Source organism: Candidatus Thiodiazotropha endoloripes (assembly GCF_001708965.1).
GTDB lineage: Bacteria > Pseudomonadota > Gammaproteobacteria > Chromatiales > Chromatiaceae > Thiodiazotropha > Thiodiazotropha endoloripes.
This window is the reverse complement of the sequence record NZ_LVJW01000003.1, coordinates 2,035,728-2,059,992: the sequence shown is the minus strand read 5'-3', so window position 1 is coordinate 2,059,992 and position 24,265 is coordinate 2,035,728. Positions and strand designations below refer to the sequence as shown.

Sequence of the window (24,265 nt, the reverse complement as noted above, 5' to 3'; positions counted from 1 at the left end):
CCGCTTAACCAGGGTTTGTCAGTTGATCTTTGGTGTATCGGTAACGGTCGGCCACTGGAAAATTGACTGAAACAGCCCCTTAAATCGCTCACTTGAGGTTTAAATAGACAGATGGAAGAATCCACATTGGACTTACAAAGTCTGATTGAAGCTGCCGAAAGTGCAATCAAACAGGCCGACAGTCTGCCCGCATTGGACGAGATTCGCGTCTCCTATCTGGGTAAGAGTGGCCAGTTGACTTCACAATTGAAGAAACTGGGTAGCCTGCCCCCTGAGGAGAGACCCCAGGCCGGACAGAAAATCAACAAAGCCAAGCAGGCCCTGCAACGCTCGATCGAATCGCGAAAAGGTGAACTCGAAGAGGCAGCACTGGCACAACGGCTGGCTGACGAAAAGATCGATGTAACCCTGCCAGGCAGGGGACTGCAACGTGGTGGTCTGCATCCGGTCAGCCGAACCCTTGAGCGTATCGAACGACTCTTCTCCAGTGCCGGATTCGAATCGGTTCAAGGTCCGGAAATCGAGGATGATTATCACAACTTCGAAGCGTTGAATATTCCCGACCACCATCCGGCACGGGCAATGCACGATACCTTCTATTTCGATGCACACCTGTTATTGCGTACCCATACCTCTCCGGTACAGATACGCACCATGGAGAAGGGTGAACCGCCGATGAAGATCATCGCGCCGGGTCGGGTCTATCGTTGCGATTCCGATCTGACCCATACACCGATGTTCCATCAGGTGGAGGGATTCCTGGTGGATGAGGATGTTTCGTTTGCCGATCTCAAGGGTGTGCTGTATGACTTCCTCAGCCACTTCTTCGAGCGGGAGTTGAAGCTGCGCTTCCGGCCCTCCTACTTCCCCTTCACCGAGCCTTCTGCCGAGGTTGATATCGAGTGCGTGATGTGTGGTGGTGAAGGATGCCGGGTCTGTAGTCATACTGGTTGGCTGGAGGTTCTTGGCTGCGGCATGATTCATCCGGAGGTCTTCCGCCATGTGGGCATAGACAGTGAGAAGTACACGGGATATGCCTTCGGCATGGGAGTCGAGCGATTGACCATGCTGCGTTACGGGGTCAATGACCTTCGTCTCTTCTTTGAAAATGACCTGCGCTTTCTAAAGCAGTTTGCCTAGTAAACGGTCTGTTCGGCGTCAGTAGAGCTATAGAGTGGTAGATAAGCATGAAATTCAGTGAAGCCTGGTTAAGGGAGTGGGTCAATCCACCGGTGACAACCCAGGAGTTGGCGGACCAGCTGAGTATGGCCGGTCTGGAGGTGGATTCCGTTGAGCCGGTTGCCGCCGCATTCAATGGGGTGGTGGTTGGTGAGGTATTGGCCCGTGAAGCCCACCCGGATGCGGATAAGTTGAGCGTATGCCAGGTCAGTATCGGTAGTGAGGAGCCACTGCAGATTGTCTGTGGGGCGAAAAACGTTGCTGCCGGGATGCGCGTGCCGGTTGCCACGGTCGGTGCCCGTTTGCCTGGTGATTTCAAGATCAAAAAGGCCAAGCTCAGAGGCGTCAGCTCATCCGGGATGATCTGCTCCGCCAGCGAGCTGGGATTGGCGGAACAGTCCGACGGCATCATGCCGTTGCCGCACGATGCACCGGTTGGAGATGATTTTCGCCAATACCTGGGGCTCGAGGACCAGAGCATCGATGTGGATCTTACTCCGGATCGCAGTGACTGCCTGGGACTGCTCGGCATCGCCCGGGAGGTGGGAGTGATCAATCGTTGTGCGGTTGAGGTTCCGCGATTTGAGTCCCAGCCGGCAAGCTCGGATGAGCGGGTCGATGTAGCGCTGGAAGCGGACCAGGCCTGTCCCAGATATCTTTGTCGGGTGGTGCGTGGTGTGGATGTCAATGCACAGACGCCGTTGTGGATGCAGGAGCGCCTGCGCCGTGGCGATATACGATCGCTCGGGCCGGTTGTGGATGTGACCAACTATGTGATGTTGGAACTGGGTCAACCGATGCATGGATTCGATCTGCAGAAGATCGACGCGGGGATCCGGGTACGGCTTGCCGAGCCTGGCGAAAAGCTGACCCTGATCGGCGGTCAGGAGATCGAACTCACCGATGGGACGCTGGTGATCGCCGATGGCAACCGTCCTCTGGCGCTGGCCGGTATCATGGGTGGTGAGGATTCGGCGGTGTCTGAAGGCACTCAGGATATCCTGCTGGAGAGTGCCTTTTTCGCACCAACCGCAATCAGTGGTAAAGCCAGGGCCTATGGCTTGCATACAGATTCCTCGCATCGTTTCGAAAGGGGCGTCGATCCCTATCTGCAGGCTCAGGCGATGGAGCGGGCGTCACAGCTGCTGGTAGAGATTGCCGGTGGCGAACTGGGTCCGGTGGTGGAAGCCAGCAATGAGTCGATGATCCAACAGCGACCGGAGATTCTTCTCCGTGCGGATCGGGTCAATCGTCTGCTCGGGATTGAAATCGATCGGGCCGAAGTGACTGATATTCTCAACCGTCTCGAAATGAGAATCATCGAAATGACTGCGGGCTGGCGGGTAACAGCGCCAAGCTGCCGATTCGATATCGCGATCGAAGAGGATCTGATTGAAGAGGTTGGGCGTATCTACGGCTATGCAAAAATTCCGCCTCACAGAGGCAAATCCGCGATGGTCATGGCCGATCGTCTGGAGGCTGAGTTCAGTCTGCAAGGTGCAAAAAACCTGTTGGTGGGACGAGATTACCAGGAAGTGATCACCTACAGTTTCATCAGTCCGGAGATCGAGGCACAGGTCGACCCGGAGGCGAAAGGCATCCGCCTCGCCAATCCGATCTCTGCCGATATGTCGGTAATGCGCACCTCACTGTGGCCGGGATTGATCCAGACGGCCGTCTATAACCAGTCGAGGCAGCAGCAGCGGGTGCGGATCTTCGAGTCCGGTCTCTGCTTTCGCCAGGGAGACGGCATTGAGCAGGAGCCGATGATTGCAGGTTTGATCGCAGGTAACGCCCAGGCCGAGCAGTGGGGTGAATCGGGCCGTGCAGTTGATTTTTTTGATATCAAGGCGGATCTGGAGGCGCTGCTGAGTCTGACAGGGCACCATCAAGGTATCGGTTTTACGGCCGTTAAACATCCTGCACTCCATCCAGGTCAATCTGCCGAAGTGCGCATCCAAGACAAGGTCGTTGGCATGTTGGGCATGCTGCATCCGGAACTGGAGCAGAAGATGGGCCTGAATGGGGCGACGTTTGTGTTCGAATTGGCTTTGGAAAACCTGGCCGAGGGTGTGCTGCCGGGATTTGAGGCGCTCTCCAAATACCCATCCATCCGCCGGGATATCGCTTTGGTGGTGGACGAAAACGTCAGTTTTGAGTCGATCAGGAATCTTATTCGTGATGAATCCGGCAAAATTATTACAGACATCCTGCTTTTTGATGTCTATACTGGAGAAAACATAGATTCGGGTCGAAAAAGTCTCGCATTGGGATTGATTTTACAGGAAAAATCACACACTCTTACTGATAAGGAAGTGGATGAGGTGGTCGACTCTGTTTTACAAAGGTTGGCTAAGGATACGGGCGCGAAACTGAGAGATTAGGACAACAAATGGCACTGACAAAAGCAGATATGGCAGCCAGGCTTTTTGATGAGCTTGGACTGAACAAACGTGAAGCCAAGGAGATGGTGGAGATGTTCTTTGAAGAGATCCGCATGTCTTTGGAACGAGGGGCGCAGGTAAAGCTTTCCGGATTCGGAAACTTCGATTTGCGTGAAAAGAAACAGAGGCCTGGACGAAATCCGAAAACCGGCAAAGAGATTCCAATCTCTGCGCGTCGGGTGGTGACTTTCAGACCAGGACAGAAACTTAAGGCACGAGTAGAAGCCTATGCTGGATCCGAGCAGCAGTAATACCGATCTGCCCGCAATACCGGGCAAACGCTATTTTACGATTGGCGAAGTGAGTGACCTTTGCCAGGTCAAACCCCATGTTCTGCGTTATTGGGAGCAGGAGTTCCCGCAGCTCAAACCGGTGAAACGGCGGGGTAATCGGCGCTACTATCAACGGCACGATGTGCTGATGATCCGACAGATACGCAGCTTGCTCTATGAGCAGGGATTCACCATCGGTGGGGCACGTCAGCAGCTTTCCGGGGATACCGCAAAAGAGGATCTGCAGCAGAGCCAGCAGATCATCAAGCAGCTACGCGGTGAGTTGGAAGAGCTTCTGCATATCCTAAAACGATAAACCTTTCCTGGCATTGACATAGGCCGTGTAACTGCCTAGTATTGCCGCTCTTTCCGGGCGTAGCGCAGTCTGGTAGCGCACTACAATGGGGTTGTAGGGGTCGGGTGTTCGAATCACCCCGCCCGGACCAAATAAAAAAGGGGTTACCCATGGGTAACCCCTTTTTTTTGCCGTGATTTCAGTCTTACTTGTTGACTGTGGTCAGGCCCAGGCTTACCCAGTCCTGCATGCCACCACGATACCATTTCAGTTTATAGGCGGGATATCCCAGGTTGAGCAGGGTCTTGATGTTGCTCGAAGACTGGGGGCACCAACTGCCGTTACAGAACATCACCAGAGTCTTGGCATTACGGAAGTCGAGGTTGCCGTTGACATCCTGCACACCAAGCTGATTGATCAGAATGTCATGCAGTGTGTCAGCTTCTGCAGACACGTCAAATGCTCCCTGAACATCCACATTGATCCTGTTCCAGGGAATGTTGACGGAACCAGGAATGGTGCCGCGAATGATCCACTCAGGGGTGCGTGAGTCAACCACCATCACTTTACGATCACCATCACTGACCCGTTTCAGGTAACCCAGAACTTCCAATTCACCCACAGTATCCACCCCGGCTGAGATGGATGCAGGTTGAATGCAGAAGGGTGGGCAGTGGCGAGATGTTTTGGCAAAGGATTTCGGCATCACCGCATTCTTATCGGCAGAGCGTGTGATCATGATCTTTTCACCACCATGCATCACTTCCACTGATTGCAGTCCTGGGGTGATCTGATTTCCTTCTTCCGCACGCAATTGTGTTGTAAGTGCTACGCCACCAACAAGTGTGGTCAGCATGAGTACTTTGACAAACTTCATTATGTCTTCCTCCCGTGGCGTTAGCCGTTATTCGTAGTGTAGGTAAGAGGGCAGTTTAAGCTCTTTCTGTGACATAGCCTGTTCATAGCCCAGGTGCCCCTGCTTGGCTGCTTTATTGGCAAGCTTCGCTGCTGCCACAAAATCACCTTTTTCAAGAAGCCCTTTTGCCTTCTTGATCATTTTACCGGTATCACGCCATTCGCCACCGACTTCGGCGGCCTGTTTTCTGGCAGCATCCGCTGCATCAATCAGTTTTTGCACCTTGGCGGCAGATGCTTCGTCAGCCAAGGCTAAGGTTGTCATGCTGCTGCATAAAATGCCAGCCAGCAGGCTGAATTTGAGAACTTTTCTTTTGTGCATCGCTTTTACTCCGATCACGTAATCTTGTCCTGATAGGGGTTACTTTCTGGCGCCGGGGCCGTTGAGTGGCAGGCCATTGCTCATATAGGTCAGGAAGTACTCCAGATTACGGTATTCCTCACCATGCGCCTTGAAGGGCTTAGCACGGACCTGTTTGTTACAGCCGGTGAAACGGCGATGCAGTGTGCCTACCGTACCCCACTTCGAGCGATAGACAGGAAAGTGAGTGGTATGTCCAAGAGCCGGACTGAGAATCTCGGTACGCAGAATCATACCCGCATTCTGCAAATGACAATGGGCACAGGAGAAGTTCAGCTGTCCACGGCGGGTGTAGTAGAACTTCTTACCATCCTCATAGGCCTGCAGGGCTTTTGGATCATCACTGGGTACGACCACATTGGTGACCTGACCGCGGGACTCATATGAGATATATGAGAGGATGCTATTAATCGGGCCTTTCTTATACTTCATCGGCTTTTCGCCATTCGCTTTGCGGCAATTGTTGAGTGCCAGAGGCAGGGTCATGACCATGCCTTTATCCTTATCCCAGTGAGGATACTTGCCGGCCAGTGCAGGACCATCGGGAAAACAGTCTTTGTAGGTTTTGCCATTGGCAAATGGTTTCTCCCACATGGCTTGCCCTTCATCAATGAAAGGTTCATAGGGGGGGAACTCTTCGATCGCTTCCCAATTTTCACGGCCAACCGGGTCGATGGAGTAGGCACCATTGATATAGTCCTGGGTTTCCACATTGGGAAAGCGCTTTTTGAAGAAATTCTGGAATGCTGCCAGATCTTCTTCAGGGGTTGTAGCCTGTGCGGATGCAATGAAGCCACAGGTCATGACCAGTAAGGTCAACTTACGAAATAGTTGTTTCATGTTATTTCAACCTCAAAGGAGTGCAGTCTTGATCTTTAGGAGTTGTATGACTTAAAGGGTCCAGACGAACTCAACCACTTTTTTGAAATCAGACTCGGAAAGAATGCCGTGCTTGCCAAAAGGTGGCATTGAAGATTCCGGGTTTTTAATGGTGGCGTCCCAGATCTGCTCAGTGAGTGCTTCCTTTGTAGGATAGCGGGATTTCATTGCGATTAATGCCGGTGCGATATTACCCGGTGAGGGTGCGCCGGTGATGTTGTGACAGGCAAGGCAGTTACCTTTTTTTCTGTCGAAAGCGATTTTTTTGCCTTCTGCGATATCTGCATCGCCGGCCAGGAGAGTGGGTGAGACCAGAACTTGGCCGGCTATGACACCAATCATACCGACTTTTCCAATCCACTTTTTGGTATTACCAATCATCGTGTCCTCCAAGATGGGGGTTAATGTGGTTGTAACCTGTTGTTTAATAAGCTTTGTTGAGTTTATTCTAAGCTAACTGGATTACAACAAGTCGTTTTCTTGCCATTGTCTCTCAGGACGAATTTTTGGCTGATTGCATTGTGATACTTTGTAGTAGACCCTGTAAAGTCCTGAAAGTAGCAAAAATTATAGTGGTAAACCATGGTATCGACTATGGGAATCTGATCTGGCTTGAATATCTGGTTATGATTAAAGAAAAAAAACCATTCTGCAGGCAAATTCACTGCAGCTGAAAAGAGTGACTTTGATCGGTCAAGCCTTGGTAAATCGATGACAACAGCAGAGAAATCAGATTGGTATGTTTATATATTGAGATGTACTGATAATACCCTTTACACCGGTATAACAAATGATATCAATCGACGGATTGCTGAGCACAATCGGGGAGTAGGCGCCAAATACACCCGCGGAAGAACCCCCGTCGAACTGGTCTTTACAGAAACCCTGCCGGATCGAAGTGCGGCGTTACGTCGTGAGCTGGCAATCAAACGGATGAAAGCCGCAGAAAAGCAACTGATGATCGAGCAGACCGAATCGTCATGAGGATTCGCTCAGGATCAGGCTGCTACCGCAGGCTCGGCAGAGATAGGTGACACCGGAGATGATTCTGTTGTGCCGGATTGCACTGAGTCGATGTTGTCTGCAAAGACAGTGGTAATCGAAATAGCGCATGCTACGGGCTGCACTATTCGAGGTGTCAAAACTGTGGCAACGGTTTGCCGGTACGTTGAAGTAAGACATGATCGATCGCCACTCTCTGCCATGGGGTTTGATCGATGGCCCGTATAATCTTCGTGCAATCAGGTGCGCCACTTCATGGGGTACGGTCTGCTCAAGAAACTTTTCACCATTTTCTGCCAGCAGTGCTGAGTTGTAACGGATTTTCATATGGCTGTTGCGGTGGATCACCAACAGCCCGGCCGATTTACCCTTCAGATCAAACAGGATCTCTGGACCGCTGGGGGATAACTTGAATCTCTGTTCAGCTGAAGCCAGTAACTGGCGCGTTCTTTCCCGTGCTGCTGATTGCGCTTGTTGTTCAGTCATCTGATCCCTTAGTAACCCGGCATCGGTAAATCAAAGTTGCAATATATCACCAGGTAAGGTCGCACCGGTAGGTCGATAAATCTGCAGCGTTAACAAGCCCTAATAGGTGGTTTATAAAACAATCAGCTGACTCAATTGGATAGAAAAAAAGCCCCTGAGATCAGGGGCTGGAGGGACTACATATAGTTCTTGGCCTCTTCTCCAGGGTTGGGGAGTCCTGAGATACGCCAGGCTTCCCGGCAACCGCCAAACAGACGGGTTACACCATGCTTGCCAAGGTGCATGATTCGACAGATATGAGACATAACCGGGAGTCCACCGGATTCAAGATGTTGCTCACGGAGATAGAGAATCACAGACCAGTGATCGGGGGTTAGCTCTTGGATGCCATCCATTTGGGCAATCAATCGTCCGGTTTCCCGTGTCCATGCCTCAGTGTTGATCAGGAAGCCATCCTCATCAAACTCTAAAGGTATGTTGCCTTTACCTTTCAGAGGCGCTTGTGTGGAAATCTGTGCCATTACCAGCTCCTTTAGTCGTTTAATCAGCGATGTTCTATTGGATAAGTAAAACTAATGCACCAATAAGCTGCTGTATTGGATAATATAGTCTGAAAAATCGCTCAATCAAGTTGAGAGTATTAGCATTACCCGCTGTCTAAATCAGGGATTTCTCTGCTTGCGTACAAACTGGAGAGGGTGCTGTGAAACGAATCCTGTATATGATAATGGCTGTGTTGCATCCGCTTGTGCTAAGTGCCGATGATGAACCGATGATCTCTCAGCCCAACTACGACTCGCCTAAAGTGGTCTACGACTTCTTTCTTGATGAGCCTGAGAAAATGTCAGCGGCCCTGTTCTGGATCCGCTCACTAATGAATCCGTTGACTGAATCCCCCTATGACATGGCGCCGGAGATGATGGACATCAAGGTCGTGATACACGGCACAGAGATCGTGACACTGGTAAAGAAGAACTACGCCAAATACAAAGATGTGGTTGAACGCATGCGTTATTACGCTGCCCTGGGCGTTGAATTCAAGGTCTGTAATCTGGCTGCCAATGATTACGACTATGAGTTGAATGATTTTCATGAGTTCGTCGAGTTGGTGCCTTCGGCATTTACCGAACTGGTGCATTGGCAGCAGCATGGCTATGCCCTGATCATACCTCAGGTGCATATCCGAAGAAGAAGTCTCGAAGAGATACGCTGATCACCACGGATTGCACAAGTCAATCCGTTCAGGCCATTTACCTGTAGCTTCTTACATCAGGATATCAATTGTTATTCTGCAAACCCCTCTGTTTCGTCGTTGTGTAACAAATGGGTAATAAAAAGGGGCGGCAGATCACAATCCAAATCAGCCAAAGGAATTACCATACGCTGTTTTTTAGCAGTACTTACACATGTTACGTCCCAATCTGGTTATTACGCTGGTCATTGCCCTGTTGACGCTGATGATCTGGAATCTGCTTGGCGGAAGTTCCAGTGAGCCACCCTGGCCGAAACGTATCCAGGGTTTCTCGTTCTCTCCGGTCAGGGCCTGGCACGATCCGAGTCTTGGCAGATATCCAAGTGAAGCGGAGATCGAAGCTGATCTGTTGCTGCTGTCGGACAAGACTTATGCGGTTCGAAGCTACTCGGTCAGTGGCAGTTATCAGGCAATACCCGGACTGGCCGAGAAACATGGTCTGAATGTGGCGCTTGGTGCCTGGATCGATGGTGATCCTGCTACCAATTCAGAGGAAATCGAAACGCTGATCTCACTCAGCAGGCAGCATCATAAAAATGTCGTCCGGGTCATGGTCGGCAACGAAGCCCTCTATCGTGGTGATATCACGCTGCAACAGGCGATCGAGAACCTTACCCTGGTAAAGCAGCGGGTCTGGGCGCCGGTCAGTCTTGCTGAGCCCTGGCATATCTGGTTGGAGCATCCACAGCTGGCCGAACATGTGGACTATATTGCTGCCCATATTCTGCCTTACTGGGAGGGGCAGTCTGTGGATGCAGCCGTCGATTTCACAGTAAGTGCTTTTGAAAAGCTGCAACAGACCTTTCCGGACAAGCCGATTGTGATCGCCGAAGTGGGTTGGCCCAGCAACGGCAGACCAAGGCGTGAGGCCACACCATCGCAAGCGAACCAGGCCAGTTTTCTAAGGCGCTTTTTGCAGGTGGCGGAAGAGCGGAGTTTTATCTACTACGTGATGGAGGCGTTTGATCAACCCTGGAAAGAGCGGCAGGAGAGTGGGGTTGGTACCTACTGGGGTGTCTACGACATCGATCGAAATGCCAAATTCACTTTTTCCGAACCGGTTGTCGATGTGCCTCATTGGCGTGAGTTGGCGGCAATCTCGATACTCTTCGGTGTCATTGCTCTGCTGTTCCTGTTTCGCGACAGCGAGGGTTTACGCTCCAGTGGCCGGGGTTTTCTGGCACTGGTTGCCTATGGTGCAGCGACTGGTGCGGTATGGATGTTCTACGACTATACCCGGCAATATATGACGCTGAATACCGTACTGGTAGGTATCGTGCTTTTTATTGGCATGCTGGGTGTTCTGGTCGTGCTGTTTGCCGAAGCGCATGAATGGGCAGAATCTTTGTGGTTGAGGCAATGGCGCCGGCAGCCGAAGCGTAAGCTGTTGAAAGATGATGATCTGCCAATGGTTTCGATTCATGTTCCGGCCTACAATGAACCGCCGGATATGATGATCGAAACCCTGGACGCTCTGGCGAAGTTGGATTACCCCAACTATGAAGTCCTGGTTATCGATAACAACACCAAAGATCCGCAGGTCTGGAAACCGGTTGAAGCGCACTGTGAAAAACTGGGCCAGCGGTTTCGTTTTTTCCATCGATCACCATTGGCTGGATTCAAAGCCGGGGCATTGAATCTTACCTTAAAGAAGAGCCATCCGAATGCCCAGGTGATTGCTGTAATCGACAGTGACTATCAGGTTGAGGCGAGTTGGTTACGTGATCTCGTGCCTCTTTTTCAACGCCAGGAGACAGCCATAGTCCAGTCCCCGCAAGACTATCGGGATGGTGGTGAAAGCTGTTTCAAGGCGATGTGCCTGGCTGAGTACCGTGGTTTTTTCCACATCGGCATGGTCACACGTAACGAGCGAAATGCGATCATACAACATGGCACCATGACCATGGTCAGACGCAGTGTGCTGGAAGAGATTGGCGGTTGGGGAGAGTGGTGCATCACTGAGGATGCCGATCTCGGATTAAGGGTATTCGAGCAGGGACATGAGGCGGTCTATATCCCTAAGAGTTATGGTCGAGGCTTGATGCCGGATACCTTTCTCGATTTCAAGAAGCAGCGTTTCCGTTGGGCCTATGGCGCGGTTCAGATTCTCAAGCACCATCTGGGAATGCTGTTTGCAACCAGAACCAGTCAATTGACCCCTGGTCAACGCTACCACTTCATAGCCGGATGGCTACCCTGGTTCGCAGACGGATTCAATCTGTTTTTCAATATCGCCGCGATCACCTGGTCCGCCTGTATGCTGATCTGGCCGGTGGATTTTACGGCACCATTGCCGCTGTTTGCCGTACTGCCGATGAGTCTGTTCGTGTTTAAGATCTTGAAGATGTTTTTTCTCTATCGACGCCGAGTTGAAGCAACAGTACGTCAAAGTATTGCGGCTGCACTGGCGGGTTTGGCACTCTCCCATACGATAGCTTTAGCAATCGTCCAGGGTATCTGGACCAGTGGTTTGCCCTTTTTCAGAACCCCCAAACAGGCCAATAACTCGGGGCTTTTAAAGGCGTTGCAGGATGCCCGTGAAGAGGCACTGTTCTTTCTTGCCTTGTTGCTGGCAGCGACCGCGGTCAATTGGCAGTATGGTGCGGATTCCCCTGATGCACAGATTTGGTCGATCGTGTTGTTGCTACAGGCCATACCCTATGGAGCGGCAATTGTTGTTTCCATGATAAGTGCCTTTCCCGGCTTGTCGGCAAGGATTGTGGGTCCGATGGGAGTGATGCCAGATACGCTTGAAGATCAAGCTACTGAGATCGAATCGGGTTTGTTACTGCAAAATCCCGACAAATAATTTTCCATTCAAACAATTCAACATCCAGTGGGCCTGTTATTGCACCGGTATCTTGGTCTATTTCCATGAGAATTTGAGTGGAATATCTCAGTGATCGCGTGTCGGGACAAACGGCCAGGCGGATGCCGGGTTTATGGATAAATACTATTCTGCGTAGTCACTATGTGAATCCAATCTGCACCGATCATCGTACTAAATAGAGTGCGTCGCACACTGTTTATCCTCTGTACTTATTTTAAACAATAATGAGGTATTGGAATGGATTTGGTTTTGCCTGTCCTGGCAGTTTCAATTGCACTGGTATCGATATTGTTGGCACCCAAGGCGAGCGGGGAGGGAGCCTTTTACAAAGGACTTTCACCTGCGGGAGAGACGCCTGGTCTGGTGATGTTGATCTTTTCCCAGGTGACGACCTGGATTTTCGCCCGCTCACTGATGAATGCGGCGATACTCGGTTTCTACTACGGTTTGTGGGGTACGCTGGCCTACGGGCTCTACTATCTCTCATTCATTACCGGAGGCATGATTATCGATGATCTGCGCTTTCGCAAAGGTTACGATAGCATTCAGGCCTTTCTATTTGATCGGTTTGGCGAGTGGGGAACCGCTTGCTACAACCTGGTAATCGGGGTGCGTTTGACCAGTGAGGTATTTGCCAATTTGCTGGTCATCGGCATTCTGTTTGGAGCAGCCGGCAGTGGCTCCTACGCCTTGGCGGTTGTGGGTCTGGCTCTGGTTACCCTGGTCTATTCCATGCTGGGGGGATTGCATGCGTCATTGAGATCCGATCTGTTCCAAATGGTTATCTTTTTGGTTGTCTTGCTTATGTTGTTGGTAGTGGCCTTCAGCGGCGGACATGTAAGCCTCGACAATCTACTGTTCAAACCTTTTGAGATCGATCAACCGGGACCGATCCTGATGCTGGTGGCACTGTTGCAGATCTGGAGCTATCCAATGCATGATCCGGTGATGATGGATCGGGGCTTTCTCGCCGATCGACAGACAACGCGCCGCAGTTTTTATCATGCCGCCTGGATCAGTACGACCTGTATACTCTTATTTGGTGGCTTGGGAATATTAGCCGGTTCGCAGGCGGCAACGGGTGAGGCCATGAACGTTGTTCTGATGCGCCTGCTGGGGGATGTTCCGATGCTGCTGTTCAATGCTGCATTAGTGATTTCGGCCATGTCCACACTGGACAGTACACTTTCGAGCTCAGCAAAACTGGTGGTTGTGGATATGAAATTCCTTTCACCCACGATGAGAAATGGGCGTATGGTGATGGCGCTGTTTATGTTGCTGGGTTTGTTGATGGTCTTCGTCGGTAACAAGGATCTGTTCAGTGCCGTGGCGGTAAGCGGTACAGCCTCCCTCTATCTGGCGCCGGTGATCTTCTTTTCTCTATGGCGAAGTTGGGAACGAATCCCCGCTTGGAGTTATTTAGCAAGTTTTACACTTTCAATCTCTGGAGCTGTGCTCTATTTCATGGAGTCCACCGGTTACACCATGTGGCTGGGAGAGAGTCATAAATACACCAAACTGCTCTATATCTCCTTGAGTGTGTTAACCCTGGGGTGTTTGATGTTTTGGCTTGGGCGCCGGCAGAGTAATAGCTATAGGGCCATGCCAGCAAATGTCAGTGACTACTGAACGGTTGGTCACTTCAGGTTGATTAGGGTTATAAACCTATGCCATAGGAGTAAAAAGATTGACTGATAACACCGTACTCAATCTGGGTTGTCTGCAGCGTGCTGTAATGATCTTTGGTGGTCCTTATGGAAACCTGCAGGCGACACAGGCTCTGTTACAGGTTGCCACTGAGCTGAAGCTGCCACCAACACAGGTGATTTGCAATGGCGATTGTGTTGCCTATTGTGGCCAACCGGCAGAGACCGTGAAACTGATCAGAGAGTGGGGAATTCCTGTCGTTATGGGTAATTGTGAGGAGTCACTTGCAACAGGACGTGAGGATTGTGGCTGCGGTTTCGAATCGGGCAGTCGCTGCTCTTTGCTGGCGGAGTCCTGGTATCCCTACTGCAGTGAACATCTTAACGAAACGGATAAAACCTGGATGGGGACGCTGCCCAGGGCAATCCAGTTTACAATGAATGGCCACAGTTTCCATCTTGTACATGGTGCTGTCAGCGCAATCAACCGATTTGTTTTTGCTTCATCTCCAACGGATATAAAGCAGCATGAGTTATCCTTGGCAGGCACCGATGTGTTGATTGCTGGCCATGCCGGAATCCCGTTTGCTGAAAAACTGAAAAACAGACATTGGCTGAATAGTGGTGTGATCGGTATGCCGGCCAATGATGGAACCCGGGATGGTTGGTATCTGCTGCTCATACCCAATGAGAACTCTGTTGAGTGTCAATGGCATCGCTTGAAATATGATTACCGACAGACCCGGCAGGTGATGAAGTGGGCTGGTCTGGATAATGGTTATTGTCAGGCTTTAGAGAGTGGCTTGTGGCCAAGCATGGATAGTTTGCCGGAAAGTGAGCGCGAACAACAGGGCAGGACAATTACACTTCAACCACTCTCTTTGTGATAACTTATCAAGCCTCAGGTAATTTGAAGCTTGTGCTTTTCATTTTACCACAGGGTTACGGTTGTTCATTGAGATACCGCCTGCAGCAGGTTAACAGGCCCGATCTCTTCCAGCCTCTTTAATCCCTCCTGATTCATCACAAACAGTGAACCGACATAAGCCATGGCATTGACAGAAATCTTCTGCCAGCACTCAGTGGTGCGTGGTACCAGCAGCATCCACTGTCTCGTTATCAGTAGATTGTAGGGGGTAGAGTGGTGCTGCTCCTTTGAACCGGTCAATCTGGCGATCTCAAGCTGTTTCAGCATCTTGTGGTAGAGATGATGACAGTGATTTGACGCCAGGTTCGGGTTTTCGAACAGACCCTCCGGCAGGCAGCAAAAGGTGTGTTTGAATGGCAGTTGGGTGAGTTGTGAGATGGTGTCGGTTTCACTCTGTTTTGCAAAAACCGTTGAGAATGGGAAGGGCTCTGTTTCCCCGTAGAGTGGTAAGGGCACCATTTGCAGATGTTTGTGTTTCTGGCTGGCGCCGGCATCTTCCCCGGCGTTGTAGAAACCGAGACTGGGATACTCAGGCAGGCAGTGGCAAAGAGCAGAAAAATCCGCCATGGTCAGCAGACTCTGCTGTGATTCGAATTGTCGCGTGACAATCAGCAGGTGGTGTTCTACCACATTGAATTTATTCAGTACTGCGATGTGGGATGGGGAGATGTCACAAACCGTCAACGCGGCTTCCGGCGGTAGAAATGGATTGAAATCAGGTTCTACTCGCTTATGTTCTCGCTTGCGCTTGATGTTTTCAGCGACCCGAACCGTAAAATTCAAACCCTGCTGCCGGATGTTGTAGGAGAGGGTTTCGATGGTAAGCAGGCTTTTGTTGTCAATGGCCCGTTGTGTCGTGTCGACAACCTTTTTCCACAGGGTGCCTTTTTCAAGCTCGTTCGACATTCTTGATGACAGCTTTAGATCAATTATCCGCCTGATTCTGCGTCATTCGCTGATACAGCTCTGGCAGCAGGTTGGTCACCGTATCGACGATCGCCTGGGTTTGCGGATCAATCTCAATGTTCACCCGGTCACCGGTTTGACGACTGCCGATATTGGTGCGCTGCAAGGTCTCCGGGATCAGGTTGACTTCAAACTCATTGGCCTGTACATCACCGATTGTCAGACTGATGCCATCGATGCCTATGTAGCCTTTGGTGAAGATGTACTTTGTCCAGGCGTGCGGCAGGGAGAATCTGATTTGATGATTGTTTTCGGAGATCCTCACATCAACCACCTGGGCGGTACAAAGGATGTGCCCGGACATGGCATGTCCACCTATCTCATCGCCATATTTTGCAGCACGCTCAAAGTTGACCTTATCGCCTATCTCAAGTTCACCAAGATTGGTAATGTTCAGGGTCTTCTGCATCAGATCGAAATCGACCATTTCACCGTCGATCCGGGTTACGGTCAGGCAGCACCCGTTGTGGGCAATGGATGCTCCCGGGGTTAATCCGCTCAGTGCCTCTGATGGGAAGCGTGCCCGGTGAGTGCGGAAGTTATGTTTCTGTTCAATGGCGACAATTTCGGCGGTGCCCTGAACGATGCCGGTAAACATCAAGAATCTCCTCAACTGATGGTCTGATTCTGTTTATGATAACAACACTGAAGCCGGTCTGGTCAGTAACTCTTCGATCCCTGTTCCTGGCGACCGTATAGGGTACTGTAGAGGCCATTGTTCTCAATCAGCTCATCATGCCGTCCCTCTTCGACCACCAGGCCATCTTCAAACACCAGCACCCGGTCCGCCTGTTTCACGGCGCTTAACCGGTGCGCTATGATAATGGTGGTACGCCCGTCGAGAAATGCCTGCAGCGCCGTGTGAAGGTTACCTTCTGTGGTGGTGTCGAGTGCGGATGTGGCTTCATCGAGTATCACCACGCTGGGATCGGTGAGGACCATTCGGGCGATGGCCAGACGTTGCCGTTGACCACCGGACAGTCTGACGCCGAAACGACCAATCAGGGTTTCCAGCCCCTGATCCATCTCCATGACGGTATTTTTCAGTTGTGCAATCTCCAGCGCCTGCCAGAGTTTTTCATCGTCAATATCCCGTCCCAGGGTGAGATTGATTCTGACACTGTCATTGAGCAGTGCCGGGTGTTGCAGGACAGTGGCCACGTGGTCGCGCACGATGTCCATGCCGATCTCTTCAACGGGTACATCATCAAAATAGACGTGACCGGACTTGACCGGGTAGAGACCCAGAAGGATCTGTACCAGGGTGGTCTTGCCGCCACCACTGGCACCGACGAAGGCTACTTTTTCCCCGGCAGCGATGTTCAGCTCAATCCCGTTGAGGACTAGAGGGCCGTCTCCATAGGCAAATTTCAGATCCTGCAGCCGAAGGCTGACCGTTTTTTTACCACTGAACGGGTTTTGGTTATGTGGGTAGGCCGGTTCCAGGTCGACCTGCATCATCGCATTGATACGGCCCAGTGCGGCCTGGGCTCCGTTATAGGCATACTGGATATTCAGTACCTCCTGGACCGGCCCCATCATAAACCAGAGGTAGGCGTAGACACCCAGCATTTCGCCAATGGTGAGATCTGACCAGAGCACCATGAACATACTGACGCCGCGAAAGATGTCGAAACCGAACAGGAATACCATGAATGAGAGTCGGTTTGCCGCATCGCTTTTCCAGGTGAATGCGGCTGAGTGCTTACGGATATTATCGGCCTTGTCGATAATGCGGTGTATGTAGTGCCGCTCCCGATTACTCGCTCTGATCTGCTGAATGGCATCCAGAGTCTCTTCCAGGGATTCCTGAAAAGCCTGAAAAGCAGAGTTCTCCCTTTTTTTGAGATGTTTGACTTTGCGTCCGAATATCGTGGTGAAGTAGATCACCAGGGGATTGAGAAACAGAATGAACAGGGCCAGTGGCCAGTTAATCCATAACAGCACCACGGCTGTACCGATGATGCTCAATGCCGCGACCAGGAATTTACTGGTAGTGACACTGACAAAAGTGTCGACCGCTTCCAGGTCAGTGACCAGGTGAGAAGCGACCGTACCGCTGCCCATGGTTTCATAGGAGGACATGGAGATCCGTTCCAGCCGATGCAGCAGATCCCGGCGGATATGGAAAATCACATCCTTGGCGATCCGGGTAAACTGCCAGGTCTGCCAGACGCCGAAGATGAGGGCAAAAATACGCAGAATCAGGGTTAAGACCAGGACCGCCATAATATAGAGCACCGGGCCATGCCAGTGCTCCGGAAACAGACTGTTCATGATGCCCACAGCTGTTCCGGGCTGATTGAGCAGAACTTCATCAACCAAGAGTGGAATCAGCAATGGAACCGGAACGGCAGCGACAGCTCCCAGGATCGCAATCAGGTTGGCGGCAACCAGCTCCCGACGGTGCTGAAACACCATCTGGGTCAGCTCGCTCCAGCGGTAACTCTTTTCCCTTATGGCAGGCGGTGAGGCTATCTGATCGGCATCAATACTCATAACAGCGAAGTCTGGCCTTCATTCGTCGTAGCGCCTCAATCCGGTTCTGTGCTTCACTGACCCGATCCTGTTCGTAATATTCTGCAGCACCTGAATAACCCAGATAGGCCAGTGCACCCGGCGCCCAAACGGCACCGACAAATATCGAAGCTCCGGCATACGGATCTTCATAGAACCCTGGTTTGGCGCTGTAAGTATCGCTTTCAAGGCTGGCAAGCTGCTGATCCAGCTGGCGGCAATTCAGCCTCTCATCACCGGATTCAAAGGCTGGTCCCATCGGGCGTGGATAGAATCGTGGCTCACTGCTCTCGGCAGTTTGGCTTGATGCGGGCTGTTCGGGTGCCCTGGTCGAGCTTGTTAATAGAGGGTCTATCGGGCTGGGATGGTTTTCGATTTCAGCCAGCAGATTCTGTGAAAAGAGTACCAGAAGGGTAGAGATCATGAGTTTGAGTGGGATTGTTTGCATGATAATTCACCTCCGGTGCACATTAATCAGTCAAGCTTATGGCCTGAATTCGTGAAAAAACATGCATTTTACGAGCCAAAATCCCGGATTCAATGGCTGAAATCCTCTCTTTTTGAATGCGATACAAGTCAAGCTTCCAGCCAGTCGTCAAAAATGAGTGAGCTTGACCCGTGACCGTCGGGTTGCTGTCAATTGACTCCTGGTGGGGGATCAGAGGTCAGCCGTGTGACCAGCCTCAGAGCACTGATTCATTGAAATCGTAGATGAGGTTGCTCTCCGGTCTCTGCACAAAGTTGCCCTGTACATAGTCGGCGCCGCTGCTCCATAACAGAGCGATACTGCGTGGATCCTCAACCTGGGGAGCAATGACTTTGATGTTGCGCTCATGAACCATTTCAACCAGCTGTTTCACCTCATCCCCGGCATCGAGCAGGAGACTTCTATCCAGTTTGATATAACTGATCGGCAAATGTTGCAGTACCCGCTCGGTTTCCGGGTTTACTGAGACCCGGGTCAGAAGGGTGGAGATGCCCATTTTGTTCAACACTTCGAAGCAGATCTTTGCCGATTTCATCGATTTGGCTACTTCATGAATATTGAATTCGAAGGTCATCGTGTTTTGGGCCAATTGCCCACTGCGCCGCTTGTCTTTCAACCAGGTCAGTCGCTCCATGTTGTCCAGCAGATCGGCTGATTGGGAGACGAACAGATGCAGTGGCGTACCGTGTTTGCGGTGTTCATTGATCACGGCAACGGCGCGTCGGGTTGTCCACTGGTCCACTTTACTGATCAGACCGGCTTCTTCCGCGGCGGGTATGAAATCGGCTGCAGCATGCAGGTTTCCGTCAGGTTCCTGCAGCCTCAGCAGAGTCTGGTAGTGGGCGAGGGAGGATCCCTGCAGGGCCACCACAGGTTGGAAGAAGACTTCGAAATAGTCCTCATCCAGAGCTTTCAGGATCAATGCCTCCATATCGTGGGCTTTGTCCTCTTCACTCGCGCTCTTTTTCTCAGGAACAAAGACTTGTATCTGATTGCCGCCCGCTTCAGTCGCCTGACGGCTGGCGATCTGTGCATGTGCAATGATCGCGCGGGAATCCTGATTGCCCGGCTCCACCGGGTAGATACCGATGCTGAGGGTGACACCGAGGGTGGAGTTTTCAACTTCGATGATCTGCTGACTGAGGTATTTGCACAGATTTTCACCAAGTGCTGTCAGTGCTGCCTGATCGCTGCGCATGGCAAGCAGGCTCAGGCTGCTGTTACCAAACCGGGTCAGAATATCCTGTGATGTCAGTTGGCTTTTCAGGTGCTTGGCGACTTCCGCAAGTACCACATCCAGTCCACCTATGCCGACCGAGGCAACCAGATCTTCCGGTTTGTCGATCTTCAGAAAAAATACCCCGGTCACTTCGTTGAGGGCTGAATCCGCCAGCAGGAGCGCATCCAGACGCTCCAAAAGATAGTTTCTGCTGTGCAGACCGATCTCTTTCTCACTGCGGAAGTGGCCTGGCAAACGGTGACTGAGCTGGCTGGCGCGCCGTATCCTGTTGGTTACCGTGCTGATCAGATGTTTCGGCGCAATCGGTTTGGAGAGGAAGTCTTCGCCGCCAAAGCTCAATGCCGCCAGCTGTTTATCCAGATCCTGTTCACCGGAGAGGAATACAATCGGTATGTCGACATATTCATTCTGTTCCCTGATCACCGCCGTCAGTTCTGATCCACTGGCTTCGGGCATGTAGAGATCCATCAGAATCAGATCCGGTTTGAAATCGTTCAGTGCGTCCAGCACCTTCAGGGGGTCGGTGACACTTTGGCAATCAAAATTGGCTTTGCTGAGTATTGCATCGGCAAAATCTGCCTGGGCAGGATCGTCTTCAACGATCAAAATCCGATAGTTCTTATGGGTACCGGCGGTGGAGAGCTCTTCGATCCGTTTTGCCACCAGATAGGGGTCAACCGGTTTGGACCAGTATCCGCAGGCATCGATCCGCATGGCAGCCAGCCTAGTCTTCAGGTCCGGTGAATCGGCGATAAAGGCTACGGGAAGACCGGGCAGGCCATTGCTCTTGTTCCATAACCCGCCCGATTTCGATTCGGGAAACAGCTCGTCAAGCATCTCAATATGGCTGATCAGAAAATCGGCCTCGTTGGGATCGAGATCATAGTGACGGATGATCTCGGCAGGTGTATCAATCAGTACAGCTTCCAGGTTCTTGGCTTGAAAGTTTCTTATCAAACCTGCAGCAAGTGATTCTTCTATGCCCAGCAGATAGACTTTATGCTCTCCGTTGAGTCGCTGGCCATCCTCCGCTGGAGCCTCATGCTGTTTACTTGCCAGAGCTTCGGCCTGTTGATTGCAGGCTTGTATCGAGGCGTCTTTAAACGCATGAATCAACCCATCCAGGGCCACCACGTCATCGTGTTGAGGCTTCAGGCCGGTATTATGGTAGTCACTCAGATGGCCGATCAGCGAGTTGCCGCTCTGGGTGATTTGCGGAACGCCAAACTTGGTGCCCGATTCCGCAAGGGTGGAGATTCGTTCGATCAGGGTATCAATCAGGTCCCCTTTCCAGTCGCTTTGTACCAGTTGATGCCAGTTTTCCAGGATGGCAGAGATCCTGCCGGGTACCTGATTGAGAAAAGATTCGATCAGGCTTGTGCTGGCGGCTGTTTTACTGGAAATATCACTACTCATAGGGGTCGAGTCTTTAGCCCAGGGTTGATGACGAATGAATTTTTGGCGCAAAACCGACAAGCGGCGGTGTGGCCATCCTCTCAGGAAACTTAAGTTATCCGAAGTGCTACCTTCGATTTTAAGTCTAACTGTTTGTCTCTAATTGAGAATCATAACGTTTTGTCGTGTTCGCCGAAAGGGGGGATATCCTAGATAGGCCGCTTTTTTAGAGATTTTAACAACTCCGTGGCCACAGAGTGGCGATCTCTCTCACCGCAGATTGATTCAAGCAAACGGTTGATCGCTGAGCGGAGACAATTCAGTGATCAGATATCGGTCGTCTTCAACCTCCCAAATGATGTTGAAATCGTAAAGCCGCATGCCGAATCGGTTACGTTTTTCCTGCTCCAGATAGGATGGACGGGGATTGTTGGACAATATCTGATAAATCAGCCGTTTCAGCTGGATAACCTGCTCAGCAGAGTGCTTTTGTAACTCAGACTCAGCTTGCCGGCTGAAACTGAGTTGAATCTCTCTGCCTGGAGGTGTCGGTGCAAAACCGGCCTCAGCATCCGGGATGGCGTCGGAATAGGGTACATAGGGCTTAATGTCCAGTACAGGTGTGCCATCCAACAGGTCCACGCCACCCAGCTTCAGTTTGATCTGTTGTGCCGAGATATCCAGATCGATCAGCTTCACCACAGAGAGCCCGATGGGATTGGGCCGAAACGGGCTGCGTGTGGCAAACACCCCGACACGCTGGTTTCCGCCAAGCCGGGGTGGGCGTACAGTTGGTTTCCACTGATCCCTGATCGCTGCGTGAAACACAAAACTGAGCCACAAGTGTGAATAGCCCTCGATATCACGAAACGCTTCCGCCCGATTGTAGGGTGGGAGGATAGTCAATATCGCCTCGGCCTCAGGGATCAACCCCGACTGACGTGGAATACCGAACTTCTCCTTGAAGCAGGATTGGATGATGCCGATGGGCTGGAATTCATATTTCATGAGGGGTTGGACTGGATGACTCTCTTCAGCGGATTGAGATTGATCTCATCGAACACAGTGCCTGGATGGGCACTCAGAACCCAATGGACCACCTCTGCAATGTCCTCGACCCGCAGGTAATTTTCCGGGGCATCACCCGGCCTGAAATCCAATTCGTTGAAAAAATCACTGTCGACCATACCCGGATTGATCAGGCAGACCCGGGCTCCGCTGGTGCTGCATTCAGCCCGCAGGGACTGGGCAAATCCCCGCAGGGCAAATTTGCAGGCGCTGTAGAGGCTGCCGCGTTTGCCACCACTCAGGGCCGATTCCGATCCGATGATGATGATGTCACCTCGGCCCAGCTTTTTCAGCTGGGGTACCATCGCTCTGGCAATATAGATGTGCTGTGTCAGATTGACATCGATCATCTGACGGATCTGCTGAAACGAGAACTCCTCAAGTGAACCGAATTGGCCATAGCCTGCATTCAGAACAACGCCGTCAAGGTCCGGGTGGCTACGAATGACCTCATTCAGACAGCCAGGCAAGCGCTCAAGATCGGACAGATCGAATGTTACCTTGTGAAGCCGGTCGGGTGGATCTGTCCATGCGCTGAAGTCCCGGCCAATACCGACTACCTCATTACCCTGCTCAAGCAGGAAGCGGGAGATGGCCTTGCCAATGCCGTGCGTGGCACCGCTTATCAGCAGCTTGCGGCTGGCTTGATTACCCATCTTCAGCGACCCTTTCGATAAACTCCCTGATCTGGGAGATTTGATCTGTTATCAATTTGTTTACCCGTTTGGCATTAATCGTTTCAATTCCATTTTCGGGATTGTCGGAGACAACCTTGAGAATATGCACACGATCCAGAGGCGTTGTTGGCCTCAGGGATGCGAGGAATCCTGAAGACTCCATATCATAGGCCATTTGTGGTTGGTAGACAGCCTGAGGCGAGGCAACACAATTCAATTGTCCGTGGTTTGTAATTGAACCCGCCGGGCTCTCGAGTTTCCAATGCAAACCGTCTGGTGTTGTAACCTGATCGGCAAGCAGCAGTTCTCCGGTGGCCAGGGAGCCGTGACCGCAAATCCCAAGATTGATCCAGACCGGTTGGCTTCCCTTGGGGGTCATCGCTTGCAGATAGCTGATCGCTGGCTTTATCGATTTCAAACCGGGACCTGAAACAGCCAGATGGATGCCTTGTGTCGTGTAGAGCGGGATGGCGCCAACCGGCTGATGCCGTTGCAAAGCAAAACATTTGATCAGTGGTTTGGCTTCTGCAGGCAGGGCAGTGAGCAGATTTAGTTGTCGCTTGTGTTGCAAGCTGGCAACTCCTGTTGATATCGGGCATGGATCGACATGAAATGGTCAGCGCGCTCCTGATGGCCACGCTTCCCGGCGCCCTGGCTGAGGATCAAGCATTTCTTACAGAGTATTTCGATGGCAGCGCACCGGTCAGCATGATTCAACTGCTGGTTATCGAGCAGCTTCTGTAAGGCGTAGACTCGAAAACGGTCCATTCCCCAGTGTTTGCGCGAAAGCTGATCCTGGTGTCCTCCATATTTGACAACCAGTGGCTTTTCTACGAAATCCACCGCTTCTTGTGCGCAGATTCGAAGCCAGAGGTCATAATCCTCACAGGCGGGTAAATTGGTGTCAAAGAGACCGTACTCCTGGAAAACTGAATGGTGTATGAGCGCAGCCGACGGGGAGATCACGCATAACGGGAGACAGTTTCTAAAGATGTGCCCGCCCTGTTTAGTGTGTTTGTCCATTGGATTAACCCGGACTCCGTTTCTGATCCAGATTTCATCCGTGTGACTGATACGAAGTTGAGGTGAGTCGTTCAAACTCGCCATCTGCAATTGCAGTTTTTCCGGAAGCCATGAATCATCAGAGTCGAGCAGCGCCAGCCATTCACCTTTGGCGTGCCTGATGCCGGTATTGCGTGCATGGCTTACGCCTGAATTGGTCTGCGACAGATAGATCACATCCGGATAGTCCCGCTCAACCACTGTTTTGGTCTCATCCTCAGAGCCATCATCAATGACGATCACTTCCAGAGGAGGCTGGGTTTGGGCGAATACGGAATCCAACGCCCGGGGGAGGGTGGAGGCGCGATTATAGGTGGGGATGATTACCGATACAGACATTCCTGAAAGCCTAACCTTTAAGCTT

At 51.6% G+C, this 24,265-nt stretch carries 24 protein-coding genes and 1 tRNA gene; 10 read left to right on the top strand and 15 right to left on the bottom strand.

Annotation, left to right across the window (positions count from 1 at the left end; all coding sequences use genetic code 11):
• Positions 1-111: 111 nt before the first annotated feature.
• The 5 genes from pheS to A3193_RS09215 all read left to right on the top strand — a co-directional run bounded on the left by pheS (position 112) and on the right by A3193_RS09215 (position 4,341).
• On the top strand, positions 112-1,140 hold the full coding sequence (gene pheS / locus A3193_RS09235; protein ID WP_069006051.1) for a phenylalanine--tRNA ligase subunit alpha: 1,029 nt from the start codon (positions 112-114) through the stop codon (positions 1,138-1,140).
• Positions 1,141-1,187: 47 nt separating this feature from the next.
• On the top strand, positions 1,188-3,563 hold the full coding sequence (pheT, locus tag A3193_RS09230) for a phenylalanine--tRNA ligase subunit beta (RefSeq protein WP_069014575.1): 2,376 nt from the start codon (positions 1,188-1,190) through the stop codon (positions 3,561-3,563).
• An 8-nt stretch (positions 3,564-3,571) separates the two neighbouring features.
• Positions 3,572-3,874: an integration host factor subunit alpha gene (gene ihfA / locus A3193_RS09225; RefSeq protein WP_068993812.1), complete on the top strand. Its 303-nt coding sequence runs from the start codon at positions 3,572-3,574 to the stop codon at positions 3,872-3,874.
• Positions 3,852-4,211, top strand: a complete 360-nt coding sequence (locus tag A3193_RS09220) for a MerR family transcriptional regulator (RefSeq protein WP_068993809.1) — start codon at positions 3,852-3,854, stop codon at positions 4,209-4,211. The genes ihfA and A3193_RS09220 overlap by 23 nt, the downstream gene beginning before the upstream one ends.
• Positions 4,212-4,264: 53 nt before the next feature.
• Positions 4,265-4,341 (top strand) — tRNA-Pro (locus A3193_RS09215).
• A 54-nt stretch (positions 4,342-4,395) separates the two neighbouring features.
• Here the strand turns inward: A3193_RS09215 and A3193_RS09210 are convergent.
• From A3193_RS09210 to soxX, 4 genes are read right to left on the bottom strand one after another with little or no spacing between them, the layout of a single operon-like run.
• The gene (locus tag A3193_RS09210; protein WP_069006049.1) at positions 4,396-5,067 is read right to left on the bottom strand and encodes a rhodanese-like domain-containing protein; all 672 of its coding nucleotides are present in this window, start codon (positions 5,065-5,067) and stop codon (positions 4,396-4,398) included.
• 27 nt (positions 5,068-5,094) lie between these two features.
• Complete coding sequence (locus A3193_RS09205; protein ID WP_069006100.1) at positions 5,095-5,427, bottom strand: hypothetical protein; 333 nt, start codon at positions 5,425-5,427, stop codon at positions 5,095-5,097.
• 39 nt (positions 5,428-5,466) lie between these two features.
• Positions 5,467-6,306 (bottom strand): sulfur oxidation c-type cytochrome SoxA, encoded by an 840-nt coding sequence (soxA, locus tag A3193_RS09200; RefSeq protein ID WP_069006048.1) that lies wholly within the window; start codon positions 6,304-6,306, stop codon positions 5,467-5,469.
• 51 nt (positions 6,307-6,357) lie between these two features.
• Entirely contained in the window at positions 6,358-6,726 is a 369-nt protein-coding gene (soxX, locus tag A3193_RS09195; protein ID WP_083218427.1) for a sulfur oxidation c-type cytochrome SoxX, read from the bottom strand.
• Between the two features lie 330 nt (positions 6,727-7,056).
• Between soxX and A3193_RS09190 the strand changes: the two genes are divergently transcribed.
• Positions 7,057-7,329, top strand: a complete 273-nt coding sequence (locus A3193_RS09190) for a GIY-YIG nuclease family protein (protein WP_069006047.1) — start codon at positions 7,057-7,059, stop codon at positions 7,327-7,329.
• On the opposite strand, the gene A3193_RS09185 is transcribed toward A3193_RS09190, so the two are convergent.
• Entirely contained in the window at positions 7,324-7,833 is a 510-nt protein-coding gene (locus tag A3193_RS09185; RefSeq protein WP_069006046.1) for a SprT-like domain-containing protein, read from the bottom strand. The two genes, A3193_RS09190 and A3193_RS09185, sit on opposite strands and share 6 nt — an antisense overlap.
• A gap of 176 nt (positions 7,834-8,009) precedes the next feature.
• Positions 8,010-8,354, bottom strand: coding sequence for a TusE/DsrC/DsvC family sulfur relay protein (locus A3193_RS09180; RefSeq protein ID WP_069006045.1), 345 nt, complete (start codon positions 8,352-8,354; stop codon positions 8,010-8,012).
• Positions 8,355-8,536: 182 nt separating this feature from the next.
• Between A3193_RS09180 and A3193_RS09175 the strand changes: the two genes are divergently transcribed.
• From A3193_RS09175 to A3193_RS09160, 4 genes are all read left to right on the top strand, one after another.
• On the top strand, positions 8,537-9,046 hold the full coding sequence (locus tag A3193_RS09175; protein ID WP_235614937.1) for a DsrE family protein: 510 nt from the start codon (positions 8,537-8,539) through the stop codon (positions 9,044-9,046).
• A 193-nt stretch (positions 9,047-9,239) separates the two neighbouring features.
• Positions 9,240-11,894 (top strand): glycosyltransferase, encoded by a 2,655-nt coding sequence (locus tag A3193_RS09170; RefSeq protein WP_069014573.1) that lies wholly within the window; start codon positions 9,240-9,242, stop codon positions 11,892-11,894.
• A 258-nt stretch (positions 11,895-12,152) separates the two neighbouring features.
• Positions 12,153-13,544: a sodium:solute symporter family transporter gene (locus tag A3193_RS09165; RefSeq protein WP_069014572.1), complete on the top strand. Its 1,392-nt coding sequence runs from the start codon at positions 12,153-12,155 to the stop codon at positions 13,542-13,544.
• Between the two features lie 58 nt (positions 13,545-13,602).
• Positions 13,603-14,448: a metallophosphoesterase family protein gene (locus A3193_RS09160; RefSeq protein WP_235614936.1), complete on the top strand. Its 846-nt coding sequence runs from the start codon at positions 13,603-13,605 to the stop codon at positions 14,446-14,448.
• 65 nt (positions 14,449-14,513) lie between these two features.
• Here the strand turns inward: A3193_RS09160 and A3193_RS09155 are convergent, their stop codons facing one another.
• The 9 genes from A3193_RS09155 to A3193_RS09115 form a co-directional block, all read right to left on the bottom strand.
• A complete protein-coding gene (locus A3193_RS09155) occupies positions 14,514-15,395 on the bottom strand; it encodes an ATP adenylyltransferase family protein (protein WP_069006041.1) in 882 nt (293 codons plus the stop codon).
• Between the two features lie 19 nt (positions 15,396-15,414).
• Positions 15,415-16,053 (bottom strand): riboflavin synthase, encoded by a 639-nt coding sequence (locus A3193_RS09150; RefSeq protein ID WP_069014571.1) that lies wholly within the window; start codon positions 16,051-16,053, stop codon positions 15,415-15,417.
• A gap of 62 nt (positions 16,054-16,115) precedes the next feature.
• Positions 16,116-17,954 (bottom strand): ABC transporter ATP-binding protein, encoded by a 1,839-nt coding sequence (locus A3193_RS09145; protein ID WP_069014570.1) that lies wholly within the window; start codon positions 17,952-17,954, stop codon positions 16,116-16,118.
• Positions 17,944-18,420: a hypothetical protein gene (locus tag A3193_RS09140; protein ID WP_083218426.1), complete on the bottom strand. Its 477-nt coding sequence runs from the start codon at positions 18,418-18,420 to the stop codon at positions 17,944-17,946. The genes A3193_RS09145 and A3193_RS09140 overlap by 11 nt, the downstream gene beginning before the upstream one ends.
• A 235-nt stretch (positions 18,421-18,655) precedes the next feature.
• Entirely contained in the window at positions 18,656-21,115 is a 2,460-nt protein-coding gene (locus tag A3193_RS09135; protein WP_069014569.1) for an EAL domain-containing response regulator, read from the bottom strand.
• A gap of 264 nt (positions 21,116-21,379) precedes the next feature.
• The gene (tsaA, locus tag A3193_RS09130; protein WP_069006037.1) at positions 21,380-22,102 is read right to left on the bottom strand and encodes a tRNA (N6-threonylcarbamoyladenosine(37)-N6)-methyltransferase TrmO; all 723 of its coding nucleotides are present in this window, start codon (positions 22,100-22,102) and stop codon (positions 21,380-21,382) included.
• Complete coding sequence (locus A3193_RS09125; protein WP_069014568.1) at positions 22,099-22,818, bottom strand: SDR family oxidoreductase; 720 nt, start codon at positions 22,816-22,818, stop codon at positions 22,099-22,101. The genes tsaA and A3193_RS09125 overlap by 4 nt, the downstream gene beginning before the upstream one ends.
• The gene (locus A3193_RS09120; RefSeq protein WP_069014567.1) at positions 22,811-23,410 is read right to left on the bottom strand and encodes a hypothetical protein; all 600 of its coding nucleotides are present in this window, start codon (positions 23,408-23,410) and stop codon (positions 22,811-22,813) included. The genes A3193_RS09125 and A3193_RS09120 overlap by 8 nt, the downstream gene beginning before the upstream one ends.
• Complete coding sequence (locus A3193_RS09115) at positions 23,389-24,240, bottom strand: glycosyltransferase family 2 protein (RefSeq protein WP_069006034.1); 852 nt, start codon at positions 24,238-24,240, stop codon at positions 23,389-23,391. The genes A3193_RS09120 and A3193_RS09115 overlap by 22 nt, the downstream gene beginning before the upstream one ends.
• Positions 24,241-24,265 lie beyond the last annotated feature (25 nt).